Genomic DNA, 11,988 nt, shown 5'->3' on the forward strand with positions numbered 1-11,988 from the left:
ACTGGCGTGATAACAACGTTCGGATCGAAGGATGTGTCGGCGCGACATCGCGCTCTGTCGTCCTACCGCGAGGCTCAGGCGCCTTGTGGACCGTCGACCGGCGTAAACAATGGGTCCTGCGTCATGCGTGGTTCGGAATGAAGGCCGCTGCTTTCCCTTGGCGAAGCTCCAACTTCGGTTGCGCCGGAGCGTCGATCAAGGTCATTGGCTTGTCGTTCGGTTCGATGTTGATGCTGGCGGGGTGCGCGACCCAGCCGGGAAAACAGATTGCCCTTGGCGGATCGGGTTACGATCCCAAGCTTGGCGTCTACGCAAGTCCCCGTGTGATTGCCGATGGTGAAGCGGTGCCGCGTGGTGGTGGCTCCTACCTTGTTGGTCGTCCCTATGTGATCGGCGGCCGCTCCTACTACCCCAGCGAACGGCCCTCCGGCTATTCGGTGGTCGGCATGGCGTCCTGGTATGGCGACGCATTTCATGGACGTCGAACCGCCAACGGCGAGGTGTTCGACAAGGGCTCCATCTCGGCCGCGCATCCGACCTTGCCGCTGCCGAGCTATGTGCGAGTCACGAACCTGAACAACAATCGATCGATGATCGTGCGCGTCAATGATCGCGGGCCCTACCACGGCGGCCGCGTCATGGACGTGTCTCAGCGCGTCGCCGAATCGCTCGATTTTCGGCGCGCTGGCACGGCGCGTATCCGGGTTGAGTATATCGGTAAGGCGTCGCTCGGCGGCGCGGATGACCAGAAACTCGCGGCGACGCTCAGAACCGATGGCGGTCCGGCTGAACTCGGTGGCTTCGCCAGCCCGACGCGTTTGGCGGATTCATCGCAACCGCCCGCCGAGCCTCCGAGCGCGCCGGCGCAGCCGACCCGTGTGGCCGCTCTCACAACGCGCGATGATTCGACTCCGGAGGAGCCGGATCTTCGGGCCTCGCAACCGCGGGGTCGCTTAAGCAAAGCGCCGACGCCGCCCTCGCGACCGTTCTCGATCGGCGACCTGCTGGTGCCACCGACCCGCCCCGGATCGCATCCATCCGCCAAAGTGTCGACGCGGCCCCATGTGGCCGCCAATGCGTCACGCTCGAGGTCGGCCGACAACTGATCTCATGGTCAGCGCCACGTCATTGCTCTGTCTGTGGCAAGGATAGTCTGCGATCCGCTCCCTTGAGGATGACCGACATGCGGCTGTGGCGGGGACGAACGACGGTGGCAAAGTTTCGGTCGCGATCCGCAAAATGTATGGCGGCTGTCGTGATGTCGCTTGTCTGGACTGCTGCAGCCGATGCGGCTCCGGCTGCTGAATCGTTTCAGACGATCGCGCCCTATGCGATCCTGGTGGATGCCGATAGTGGCGCTGTGCTCTTCGAAAAAAGCGCCGATACGCTGGTGGCTCCTGCCTCCACCGCAAAGATCATGACGGCCGAAATCGTCTTCCACGAACTGACCGAGCATCGCTTGAAGCTCGATGACCCGTTCGTCGTGTCGGAAAATGCCTGGAGAAACGGCGGCGCACCGTCGGGCGGTTCGGCCATGTTCGCGGCCGTCAACAGCCGCATCCGAGTCGAGGATCTGTTGCGCGGACTTGTGATTGATTCCGGCAATGACGCGGCCATCGCTCTGGCCGAAGGCATTGCCGGCTCCGAGGATGCCTTTGCGGCGCGGATGACGGCGCGGGCGCGTGAACTCGGCATGGAGAAGTCGACGTTCACCAACCCTTGGGGCAGGGGCGATCCGGACCAGAAGGTGACGCCCCGTGAGATGGCGCGGCTCGCGATCCACGTCATCACGGCCTACCCGGCTTTCTACAAATATTTCGGCGAACGTGATTTCACCTGGAACAAGGTGCATCAGCTCAACCGCAACCCGTTGCTGACCATGAATATCGGGGCCGACGGTCTCAAGACGGGCGACATCAAGGAGAGCGGATACGGGCTGGTCGGCTCAGCCGTGCAGAATGGCGAGCGTCTCGTCCTCGTGGTCAACGGCCTCAAGACGGCCCGGGACCGCGCCAACGAATCGTTGAAGCTGCTGTCTTGGGGGTTTCGCTCGTTCGACAATAAGACCGTGTTCGCAGACGATGACGTCATCGGCACGGCACAGGTCTATGGGGGCGAAAGCCACAGCGTGGATCTCGTCGCCGATGGAGCCGTGAAACTGCTGGCGCCGCGCGGCGCTGCGGAGCCATTGACCGGCAAGGTGCTCTACGAGGGGCCGCTGGTCGCGCCCATCGCCAAGGGCGCTCAGGTGGCGCATCTCGCATTGTACCGGGGTGGTGCTCAGGTGCTGGACGTTCCGTTGCGAACGGCGCACAGCGTCGCGGTCGGCTCCTTGCCGAACCGGGCTCTCGACGCCGGCATGGAAGTCGTCGCAACCTTCATCCGGACCAATGTCTTCAAGCGCTGACCTCAATGGATCGAGCCCCGGTTTCTTCATCACGCTCGAGGGAGGCGAGGGGGCTGGTAAGTCGACACAATCGCGGCTGCTCGTCGAGCGCCTGGCTGCGAGCGGTCTCGAGGCGATCGCGACGCGCGAGCCGGGCGGCACGCCGCTGGCCGAAGCCTACCGGACGGCGCTGCTGTCGGGCGCCATTGCACCCTTGGGGCCTGCCGCCGAGGCGATCGCCTTTTCGGCGGCCCGCATCGATCATCTCGATCGCAAGATCGCGCCTGCGCTCGCGCGGGGCATCAGCGTGGTCTGCGACCGTTTCATCGACTCGACGAGAGCCTATCAGGGCGCGCTTGGGCAACTCGATCCGCGTCTCATCGCTGCGCTGGAACGCGTCGTCGTGGGACGTTATCGGCCCAACCTCACGTTGATGCTCGATCTGCCGAGTGAGATCGGCCTTGCTCGGGCCGCAGCCCGACGCGGCAATGGCGCGGTCGCCGACCGGTTTGAGCAGCAGGATCTTGCCTTTCACGATGGGCTTCGGCGGGCGTTCCTTAATATCGCGACGGAGGATCACGGCCGCTGCGTGGTGATCGATGCGACGCGTCCGCCCGACGCCGTGGCCGAGGCGATCTGGCAAGCCGTCACCAGCCGCCTGCTCAACCGCCGAACCGTGGAGCGCGAGCCCTGATGCGGCCATCCAGCAGCGATCATGCGGAAAGCGATGCCATCGAGGGACTGCCGCACCCGCGCGACACCGAGCGGTTGTTCGGCCATGCCGAGGCGGAGCAGGGGCTGCTCGATGCCTATCGAACCCGCCGTCTGTCGCATGCGTGGCTGATTGGTGGCCCGCGCGGCATCGGCAAAGCGACCCTGGCCTGGCGCTTCACCCGTTTCCTTCTCGCCAATCCAGACCCGGATGGTGCGGCGGTGCAGGCCGCGACCGATCTGTCGGTTCCGCGCTCCCATCCGGTTTGGGCGCGGCTGCAGAGCGGTGGCTTCGCCGACGTCGCGGTGCTGCGCCGCGAATGGAACGAGAAGACCAAAAAGATCTTCAGCGAGATCCGCGTCGACGACGTGCGGGAGGCGCTGCAATTGTTTCAACGCGCCTCGGCCGCGGGCGGATTTCGGATCTGCATTATCGACAGCGCCGACGATCTCAACCGGTCGAGCGCCAATGCGCTGCTCAAGGTTATCGAGGAGCCGCCGGCGCGGTCGTTGTTCCTCATCGTGGCGCATCAACCGACCCAGGTGATGCCGACCATCCTGTCGCGCTGCCGCAAGATGATTCTGACCGGATTGTCGCCCGACGATGTTCACGGTGCCGTCGTCGCGACGGGGCAGGTGGGAGACGCACCTGCGGCCGATCTCGATGCCGTCATCGGTCGAAACCACGGTTCGGTCAGCCAGACGATCCGGATGCTCGGCGGGGCGCGCCTGGGGCTCGATCGCGACCTGCGCCAGGAACTCGATCGTCTGCCCGACGTGGATTGGCGCGCGCTACACCGGCTTGCCGACCGACTCGCGGCCGCCGAGGCCGCAGAGCCGAGCGGCATCATGCTCGAGACGGTGCTGGATTGGCTCGACACCCGCGTTCGAACCCATGCGCTGGCGGCGACACCGGCGCGCCGCCTTGCGCCGCTGGCGGAGGTATGGGAGAAAGTCCGTGCTGCGGCGCGGGAGGCTGAGGCCTTGAATTTGGATAAGAGACCTTTGCTCCTATCCATCTTCGCCGATCTCGCGCAAGCGACCCGGATGGCTGGGCTATCCTGAAAAACGGTTGAACATGGCTGCTCGTCCGAGCTTTTACATCACTACTGCTATCCCCTATGCCAATGGTGCGCCGCACATCGGCCATGCTTACGAGCGGATCGCGGCCGACGTCATCGCGCGCAGCAAGCGGCTCGACGGTTATGACGTGCTGTTCCTGACCGGCATGGACGAGCATGGCCAGAAGATGCAGCAGACGGCGGCCCGTCTCGATTTGACGCCGCAAGCCTTAGCAGATCGTACCGCTCGCCAGTTCGAAAGCGTCGCGACGCTTCTGAATGCGCGAGCCGACGATATCGTGCGCACCACCGAGGATCGTCATCGCATCGCCGCGCAAGAGATCTGGCGGCGGATGCAAGAAAAGGGCGACATCTACCAATCCACCTATGCGGGCTGGTATTCGATCCGAGACGAAGCCTATTACGACGAAGGCGACCTCGTGCTCGGGCCAGAGGGCAAGAAACTCGCGCCGACCGGAACGCCAGTCGAATGGGTCGAGGAGGCAAGCTATTTCTTCCGCCTTTCCAGTTATGGCGACCGGCTGCTGACGCTCTACGACAAACAGCCCAATTTTATTGTGCCAGATAAATATCGCAATGAAGTTGTCAGCTTCGTCCGGCGCGGCCTCACCGATTTGTCGATCAGCCGCACGACCTTCGATTGGGGTGTGCCGGTTCCCGGTGATCCAGCGCATGTCATGTATGTGTGGGTCGATGCCTTGACCAACTATCTGACCGGGACGGGTTTTCCGGATGCTTCTGCCGAGCGCGCCCGGTTTTGGCCGGCGCAGGCGCATGTGATCGGCAAAGACATTACACGCTTTCATGCCGTCTTCTGGCCGGCGTTTTTGATGTCGGCCGACCTGCCGGTGCCGCGACAGATCGTGGTGCACGGGTTCCTGTTTAACCGCGGCGAGAAGATGTCGAAATCGACCGGCAACGTGGTCGATCCGGTGAGGCTGATCGGCACCTATGGGGTCGATCCGATCCGATATTTCTTACTCCGCGAGGTGCCGTTCGGTCAGGACGGCAATTACTCGCATGAGGCGATCGTCAACCGCATCAATGCGGATCTTGCCAACGATCTCGGCAATCTGGCGCAACGGTCGCTGTCCATGATCGGCAAGAACTGCGAGGGCGTGGTGCCGCGTCACATGCTACTCAGCGAGGCCGATCAGGCTCTGCTGGATGCCGCCTATGGCCTGCCCGGCACGGTGAGGGCGGCGTTGCGCGACTTCGCCTTGCATCAGATGCTGGCCGACATCTGGCAGGTGGTCGCAGAAGCCAACCGTTACTTCGCGTCCGAGGAGCCTTGGATCAAGCGCAAGAGCGATCCCGAGCGGATGGCGACTGTCCTCTACGTCACCGCGGAAGTGCTGCGGGTCATCGCGCTCCTGGTGCAGCCCTTCATGCCGGCCTCAATGGAGCGATTGCTCGATCTGCTCGGCGTCGCGCCCAGCGCCCGCAATTTTTCGGACGCGACGGTCGAACACCAATTGCAGAGTGGAACGCCGCTGCCGTCGCCCGTCGCGATCTTCCCGCGCTATGTCGAACCGGAGGCGGCGCCTCCCGGCAGCGCAACGGCGGCGTGATGTTGATCGATAGCCATTGCCACTTGGATTTTCCTGATTTCGAGGCGGAACGGGACGCTATTGTGGCGCGCGCGCGCGCCGCAGGCGTCGAGCGGTTGATCACCATTTCGACGCGCGTCGAGCGGTTCGATGCGATCCGGTCGATCGCCGAGCGCTACGACGATGTGTTCTGCACGGTCGGGACTCATCCGAACCAAGCCAACGAGGAGCCTGACGTGGCTGTCACGCGGCTGATCGATCTGTCCTGCCATCCGAAATGCGTTGCGATTGGCGAAGCTGGGCTGGATTACCATTACGACGATGTCCCGCGCGACATCGCCGAACGCGTGTTTCGCACCCATATCGCGGCTGCACGCGAGACGGGTTTGCCGTTGGTGATCCATTCGCGCGAGGCTGACGACGACATGGCCATGATCCTGCGCGACGAGATGGGGCAGGGCCGCTTCACGGCGGTGCTGCATTGCTTCACCTCCTCCCGCGCCCTGGCCCAGACCGGCCTGGACCTCGGCCTCTATGTGTCGTTCTCGGGGGTCGTGACTTTCAAGGGATCACAAGACTTGCGCGACATCGTTCGCGACGTGCCGCTCGACCGAATGTTGGTCGAAACCGACGCGCCGTTCCTCAGTCCCGTTCCACATCGCGGCAAGCGCAACGAACCCGCCTATGTGGTTCGCACAGCCGCTGTGCTGGCCGAACTCAAGGGCCTCGATCTTGACGCCCTCGGCGCGGCAACCAACGCCAACGTGCTGCGCCTTTTTTCCAAGATGCCGCCGTTGCCTACGCGGGCGGCCGCGTGAGCGTCACAGTCACGATCCTTGGCTGTGGGTCGTCTGGCGGCGTGCCGCGCGTCGGCCAGGGTTGGGGTGCCTGTGATCCGAACGAGCCGCGCAACCGGCGCCAACGCTGCTCGATCCTGATCGAACGGACTAATGCGGCTGGACTCAAGACTAGCGTGCTGGTCGACACCTCGCCGGATTTGCGCGAGCAATTGTTGCGAGCCGGTGTCGAGCGCCTGGACGGGATCGTCCTGACGCACCCACACGCCGATCATACCCACGGCATCGACGACGTGCGCGCGCTGGTGCTGCATATGCGGCGCCGCATCGCCATTCACATGGATGAAGCGACAGCCGCCATCGTCCGGCAGAGCTTCGGCTATATTTTCGAGACGCCGGCCGGGAGCCTTTATCCGCCGCTGCTGGACGAGACCCGGATCGAGGCTGGCGTGGCCTTCTTGATCGACGGTCCAGGTGGCCGCATCGAGATCATGCCGTTTCGGCTCGAACATGGCGAGATCGATGCGCTCGGGTTGCGGGTCGGCGATACGGCCTATACGCCCGACGTCAATGCCATCCCGGACGGGAGCGTCACGCATCTCGCGACTCTCGATCTCTGGATCATCGATGCCTTGCGCTACACGAGCCACCCCAGCCATTTCTCACTCCGGGAGGCGTTGGACTGGATCGCGCGGATGCAGCCGACGCGCGCCATCCTGACCAACCTGCATAACGACCTCGACTACCGGACGTTGATCGGCGAAGTGCCGGACCGTGTCGAGCCGGCCTACGATGGCATGACGGTGGACACGATGCTCCGAGCCGTCTGATCACAATGTCGATTAGGTTCCATAATATACCTTATGCGAATCCGCTTTGTGATTGCACCACCCTGCTAATGGCATCGCCGTCGCTAAGAAGGATTGAAGCCGCGGACTGCTGCGCTCTGAGTCGATGTGAGCAGCAGATCATCGATGCTTCGCGGTTTCGCCTCATTGGGCCGACTGTTCGGGCTCCTCGCCACGGCAACGATCGACATCGGAGGCGCGATGGTCATCGGCGTCGCGACAGCCAACCGCGTTGCCCTGTGGACCGGAGCGTCGAGCGTCGGTGCGTCGCCACCGACGTGTGATGTCGCCTTGAATGGGTCCGCGGCCCGGGCCGGCTCGGCATTCATAGCCAGCAGCGTCGTCGGCTGCTGGAAACCGGCATAGCCGATCGGCCCACCCCGTTCCGGCGCTCGCTTCTCGTAGAAAGCATTGCCGCCCGCCACCGCGACATAATGCATGTTCGTATAAGGGAATGTCAGGCCCGCTGTATGGAAGAACATGGCGCTCCCGACTTGCGGGTGCCGCTGGCCCGCCAGAACCGCATCCGCGACCTGCGCGATCCGGTCCCTTTCACGAGGCGACATCGGCTTGCTGAGCACGCCCTCCGCATATTGGTTGCGCTGTCCGACCACCCCACAGACCGTCTTGGGATAGCCAGGAGCCGCGACGCGGTTCATCACGGTCGTGCCAACCGCCAGCATGCCATCAGGGCTGGATCGATTGGATTCGAAATACATCGCCCGGGTCAAACATTCCCGGTCGCTGAGTTGCAAACCACCCATGGGAGACAAGCCGCAACCGCCGAGCGAAACGGCAAGTCCAATCAGCGACAAAATGGCTCGATGGCGGATAGCACGCCCTCCAGGCGACACGACGGATCCTATGGATCAGAAGCGAAACTGGTTAAGGCTGAGTTGCATCGCGAATTTGGATCGACCGAAAGCGTAGCCATAAGGCCTGTTCGCGACACCGCACCCTTGGTCGAAATGTGGCCGATCTAAGCGAAACCGACTTGCATTGGCCTGCGGTTATGTCAAGAAGGCAAACGGCCATTTCTTTATTCTAGACCCCGGCTGGGATGCAGCTTGGGCGGGCGGGTGTGGCCGGGCCGGCTGGTCTTCGACACGTGAGCATGTGGTGCTGTGGCGATTAGAGTGGGCGAACAGGTACTAAACGGCAGACACGAGCAGGTAAGATGAGCAAAGGCAGAGATTTCCGGGGTCCTAAGAAGCGTGGTTTCGACGACGATGGACCCTCCCCCTATGATACGCGCACGACCCGCCCAGCTCGGAGCTTTGGCGGCGGCGGCTTCGGCGGCGCACCTGCTGGCGGTGGCGGCTTTGGCGGCGAAATGTCGTCCCCGGCACCGACGGGTCCTGTTGTCGATGCGGTCGTCAAGTGGTTCAAGTCCGACAAGGGCTTTGGCTTCGTTGAACTGTCGAACGGCGCCGGCGACGCCTTCCTGCATATCGGTGCTCTCCAGTCCGCTGGTTTCGAGACGGTCCCGCCCGGCGCGAAGCTGAAGGTCCATGTCGGCAATGGCGCCAAGGGCGCACAGGTGACCCGGGTCATCGAAGTCGATACGGCTGGCGCTCAGGAGCGTGCACCGCAAAGGTCGTTCGACGCCCCGCGCGCGCCCCGTCGTGCTCCCGATCCGTCGACCGCGATCGAAGTGTCCGGCAAGGTGAAGTGGTTCGACGACACCAAGGGCTTCGGCTTCGTGTCGAGCAACGACGGTGGCAAGGATGTGTTTGTGCACATCTCGATCCTCGGTCCGGCCGGTCTATCGCATCTCGCCGAGGGCCAGCCCGTCAACATGCGCGTGGTCGATACCCCCAAAGGTCGCGAAGCGCTTTCGATCTCGCTCGACTGAATCGCCGTTTCGTCACGCATGCTGGCTCTCGCCTGCATGCGCCAGCACCTGCTCGACATCGTGCTTTGGCCTCGAGAGTTCTGCCTCTCGTGGTCGGAGCGCGTAAACCGTCGCATGATCCGCTGTCTGCCTTCGTCAACGAACGAGCCATCATGAACCCGTCGCGGGACATCTCTCGCTTGCTCGACATTATGGCCGCGCTCAGAACACCCGGCACGGGTTGCTCATGGGATCTCGCGCAGGATTTTGCCTCTATCGCTCCCTACACGATCGAAGAAGCGTTTGAGGTCGTCGACGCGATCGAACGCGATGATCGGCAGGACCTTCGCGACGAACTCGGAGACTTGCTGCTTCAAGTGGTGTTTCACGCGAGGATCGCGGAAGAAGAAGGCTCGTTCGATTTCGGCGGCGTCGTCGAGGCCATCACCACCAAGCTGATCCGCCGCCATCCGCATGTCTTCGGAAACGTCGAGAACCTGACACCCGCGGCGGTCAAGGCCCTCTGGGCCGACATCAAAGCGCGCGAAAAGGCCGACCGGATTGCCAAGCGCCCTGCTCCCGAGGCGCCTGCAGCGCTTCTGGACGATATCCCGGCGAGTTTCCCCCCGCTGCTCCGTGCCTCGAAACTTCAAGCCAAAGCCTCGATGGTCGGGTTCGACTGGAACGATACGGGCGCCGTCATCGCCAAGATCGCGGAGGAGCTGGACGAGGTGCGGGTCGCACTGAGCGCGTCCGACACAGCGGCGCAACAGGACGAGATCGGCGACCTCCTGTTCGCGGTCGTCAATCTCGCTCTGCATGCTGGGATCGACGCCGACGCGGCCTTGCGCGGCACCAACGCTAAATTCGAACGCCGGTTCGGCTATATCGAACGGACGCTCGGCTCCCGGGGGTCATCTCTCGCTGATGCGAGCCTCGACGAGATGGAAGCCCTCTGGGGCGACGCGAAGGCGATCGAACGCAAGCCCTCACCCAGCGTAAAGCGGGTCTAAGCGGGCGACCGCTCCGGAATGGGCGACCAACCCGCTGCTTGCGTTGTCTCGATCGGCTCGACGGCGAGGCTCGGCACCACATGGGTGAAGCGGCTATGCAGTTGTTCCGCCCGCTCGGCCTGGATCCGAACCGTCAGCCGGATCGTCCCATCCTCATCATCCTCGCGGCCTATGGTCTCGGCATGCTCATAAAGCCAATTAAGCCCCTTCCCGTCCGCTGGCTCTAACGTCACCACATAGGTGTGGCGACCAGTGGCAAGGCGGGCCTCAACAGCCTCGAGCAAGCCCTGCGTCCCATCTCCGGTCAAAGCCGATATAACGATCGGGCGAAGCTCGATGGGACGATGCGCCGCGTTATCGAGCAGACCCTCACGCCGTTCAGCGTCGAGAAGATCGACTTTATTCCAGACCTCGATGAGGCGGTGATGGTCTTCGGCGTCGACCCCAAGATCGTGGAGGATCGAGACGACGTCGGCGCTCTGCGCGTCGGTGTCTTCATGCGAGATGTCACGAACGTGGAGGATGACGTCGGCCGAAATCACCTCTTCGAGAGTGGCGCGGAACGACGACACCAACATGGTGGGCAGGTCGGAAATGAACCCCACCGTGTCGGACAGGACGGCTTTGCCGCGATGCGGCAACTTGAGCAGGCGGAGCGTCGGATCGAGCGTCGCAAACAGCATGTCGTCCGCCATGACGTCGGCCTCGGTCAGCCGATTGAACAGCGTCGATTTGCCGGCATTGGTGTAGCCAACCAGTGCCACGACGGGATAGGGCACATCCGACCGGCTCTTGCGGTTGAGCGACCGGGTCCGCTTGACCTTGTCGAGATCCTGCTCGATCCGCGCCATGCGCTCCTCGATCATGCGCCGGTCGGTCTCGATCTGCGTTTCGCCGGGTCCGCCGAGAAACCCGAAGCCACCGCGTTGGCGCTCCAAATGGGTCCAAGACCGCACGAGACGCGACTTTTGATAAGCGAGATGCGCGAGTTCGACCTGGAGAGATCCTTCTCGTGTTCTTGCACGACGTCCAAAGATTTCGAGGATCAATCCGGTCCGGTCGATGATCTTTGCGCCAAACTCCTTCTCGAGATTGCGCTGTTGCACCGGCGACAGGGCGCAATCCATAATCACGAGGCTTGCTTCTTCGTCTGCAACGAGTTCCGCGATCTCCTCGACCTTCCCCTTGCCGAGATAGGTCGCAGGCCGGATCTCGGGCAGATTGACGATCAGCGCGCCCGCGATATCGAGATGGATCGCTCCGGCGAGGCCGACGGCCTCAGCCAAGCGTGCCTCGGGAAGACGCGATGACCCTGCAGCGCCATTGCGGCGCTTCTGGCTGAGATAGGGGCCGACCACGAGGGCCCGCGTGGCTGATGCCGTTGCGCGCTCGGCATCGGCGAAATGCGAAAGACCTGTTTCGATCAGCGGATGGTTTGACAGATTGAGTGACCTACTTCACGGCTCAGGACGACAATCCAATCAGGATGGGACCGTTTCGTCCGGCGTTTCGAACATCTGGATCGGATGACCCGGCATGATCGTTGATATGGCGTGCTTGTAGACGAGTTGCGAGTGGCCGTCGCGGCGAAGCAACACGCAAAAATTATCGAACCAAGTCACCACGCCCTGAAGCTTGACGCCATTCACAAGAAAGATGGTCAAAGGTACTTTGTGTTTGCGCACGTAATTGAGAAACGTGTCTTGTAAGTTTTGAGCGCGTTCGGCCGCCATGTTCCATTCCGTTCTTGGCGCCGCCTCTTGTTGT

Annotated in this window: 12 protein-coding genes; 9 read left to right on the top strand and 3 right to left on the bottom strand. The window is 62.9% G+C overall.

The window, feature by feature from the left end; all coding sequences use genetic code 11:
- Positions 1–209: 209 nt before the first annotated feature.
- From LGH83_RS02305 to LGH83_RS02335, 7 genes are all read left to right on the top strand, one after another.
- A complete protein-coding gene (locus LGH83_RS02305) occupies positions 210–1,106 on the top strand; it encodes a septal ring lytic transglycosylase RlpA family protein (RefSeq protein ID WP_413771090.1) in 897 nt (298 codons plus the stop codon).
- A 77-nt stretch (positions 1,107–1,183) separates the two neighbouring features.
- Positions 1,184–2,407: a D-alanyl-D-alanine carboxypeptidase family protein gene (locus LGH83_RS02310; RefSeq protein ID WP_413771091.1), complete on the top strand. Its 1,224-nt coding sequence runs from the start codon at positions 1,184–1,186 to the stop codon at positions 2,405–2,407.
- The gene (gene tmk, locus LGH83_RS02315; protein WP_227400456.1) at positions 2,391–3,080 is read left to right on the top strand and encodes a dTMP kinase; all 690 of its coding nucleotides are present in this window, start codon (positions 2,391–2,393) and stop codon (positions 3,078–3,080) included. Before LGH83_RS02310 ends, tmk begins: the two co-directional genes overlap by 17 nt.
- Positions 3,080–4,162, top strand: coding sequence for a DNA polymerase III subunit delta' (locus LGH83_RS02320; RefSeq protein WP_227400457.1), 1,083 nt, complete (start codon positions 3,080–3,082; stop codon positions 4,160–4,162). Before tmk ends, LGH83_RS02320 begins: the two co-directional genes overlap by 1 nt.
- A 13-nt stretch (positions 4,163–4,175) precedes the next feature.
- A complete protein-coding gene (gene metG / locus LGH83_RS02325; RefSeq protein ID WP_227400458.1) occupies positions 4,176–5,750 on the top strand; it encodes a methionine--tRNA ligase in 1,575 nt (524 codons plus the stop codon).
- Complete coding sequence (locus LGH83_RS02330; protein ID WP_227400459.1) at positions 5,750–6,547, top strand: TatD family hydrolase; 798 nt, start codon at positions 5,750–5,752, stop codon at positions 6,545–6,547. The genes metG and LGH83_RS02330 overlap by 1 nt, the downstream gene beginning before the upstream one ends.
- Entirely contained in the window at positions 6,544–7,356 is an 813-nt protein-coding gene (locus tag LGH83_RS02335; RefSeq protein WP_227400460.1) for an MBL fold metallo-hydrolase, read from the top strand. The genes LGH83_RS02330 and LGH83_RS02335 overlap by 4 nt, the downstream gene beginning before the upstream one ends.
- 83 nt (positions 7,357–7,439) lie before the next feature.
- Here LGH83_RS02335 and LGH83_RS02340 read toward each other — a convergent pair whose 3' ends face one another.
- Positions 7,440–8,189 carry a cell wall hydrolase gene (locus LGH83_RS02340; RefSeq protein WP_413771092.1) on the bottom strand — a complete coding sequence of 250 codons (750 nt, stop codon included), beginning with the start codon at positions 8,187–8,189 and terminating at the stop codon, positions 7,440–7,442.
- 362 nt (positions 8,190–8,551) lie between these two features.
- Here LGH83_RS02340 and LGH83_RS19920 point away from each other — a divergent pair, with 362 nt between their 5' ends.
- Both LGH83_RS19920 and mazG read left to right on the top strand, forming a co-directional pair.
- Positions 8,552–9,229, top strand: a complete 678-nt coding sequence (locus LGH83_RS19920) for a cold-shock protein (protein WP_264479130.1) — start codon at positions 8,552–8,554, stop codon at positions 9,227–9,229.
- A 152-nt stretch (positions 9,230–9,381) separates the two neighbouring features.
- Positions 9,382–10,221: a nucleoside triphosphate pyrophosphohydrolase gene (mazG, locus tag LGH83_RS02355; RefSeq protein ID WP_227400461.1), complete on the top strand. Its 840-nt coding sequence runs from the start codon at positions 9,382–9,384 to the stop codon at positions 10,219–10,221.
- On the opposite strand, the gene hflX is transcribed toward mazG, so the two are convergent.
- On the bottom strand, positions 10,218–11,579 hold the full coding sequence (gene hflX / locus LGH83_RS02360) for a GTPase HflX (RefSeq protein ID WP_319799594.1): 1,362 nt from the start codon (positions 11,577–11,579) through the stop codon (positions 10,218–10,220). The two genes, mazG and hflX, sit on opposite strands and share 4 nt — an antisense overlap.
- A 123-nt stretch (positions 11,580–11,702) precedes the next feature.
- Positions 11,703–11,954 carry an RNA chaperone Hfq gene (gene hfq, locus LGH83_RS02365; protein WP_131116736.1) on the bottom strand — a complete coding sequence of 84 codons (252 nt, stop codon included), beginning with the start codon at positions 11,952–11,954 and terminating at the stop codon, positions 11,703–11,705.
- Positions 11,955–11,988: the final 34 nt, after the last annotated feature.

The organism is Lichenihabitans sp. PAMC28606 (assembly GCF_020616535.1).
Classification (GTDB): domain Bacteria; phylum Pseudomonadota; class Alphaproteobacteria; order Rhizobiales; family Beijerinckiaceae; genus Lichenihabitans; species Lichenihabitans psoromatis.

Excerpts from the sequence above, each read along its gene's own strand:
- tmk (WP_227400456.1), top strand. The coding sequence starts at position 2,391 with ATGTCTTCAAGCGCTGACCTCAATGGATCGAGCCCCGGTTTCTTCATC.
- LGH83_RS02320 (WP_227400457.1), top strand. The coding sequence starts at position 3,080 with ATGCGGCCATCCAGCAGCGATCATGCGGAAAGCGATGCCATCGAGGGA.
- LGH83_RS02330 (WP_227400459.1), top strand. The coding sequence starts at position 5,750 with ATGTTGATCGATAGCCATTGCCACTTGGATTTTCCTGATTTCGAGGCG.
- hfq (WP_131116736.1), bottom strand. The coding sequence starts at position 11,954 with ATGGCGGCCGAACGCGCTCAAAACTTACAAGACACGTTTCTCAATTAC.
- mazG (WP_227400461.1), top strand. The coding sequence starts at position 9,382 with ATGAACCCGTCGCGGGACATCTCTCGCTTGCTCGACATTATGGCCGCG.
- LGH83_RS19920 (WP_264479130.1), top strand. The coding sequence starts at position 8,552 with ATGAGCAAAGGCAGAGATTTCCGGGGTCCTAAGAAGCGTGGTTTCGAC.
- LGH83_RS02310 (WP_413771091.1), top strand. The coding sequence starts at position 1,184 with ATGCGGCTGTGGCGGGGACGAACGACGGTGGCAAAGTTTCGGTCGCGA.
- metG (WP_227400458.1), top strand. The coding sequence starts at position 4,176 with ATGGCTGCTCGTCCGAGCTTTTACATCACTACTGCTATCCCCTATGCC.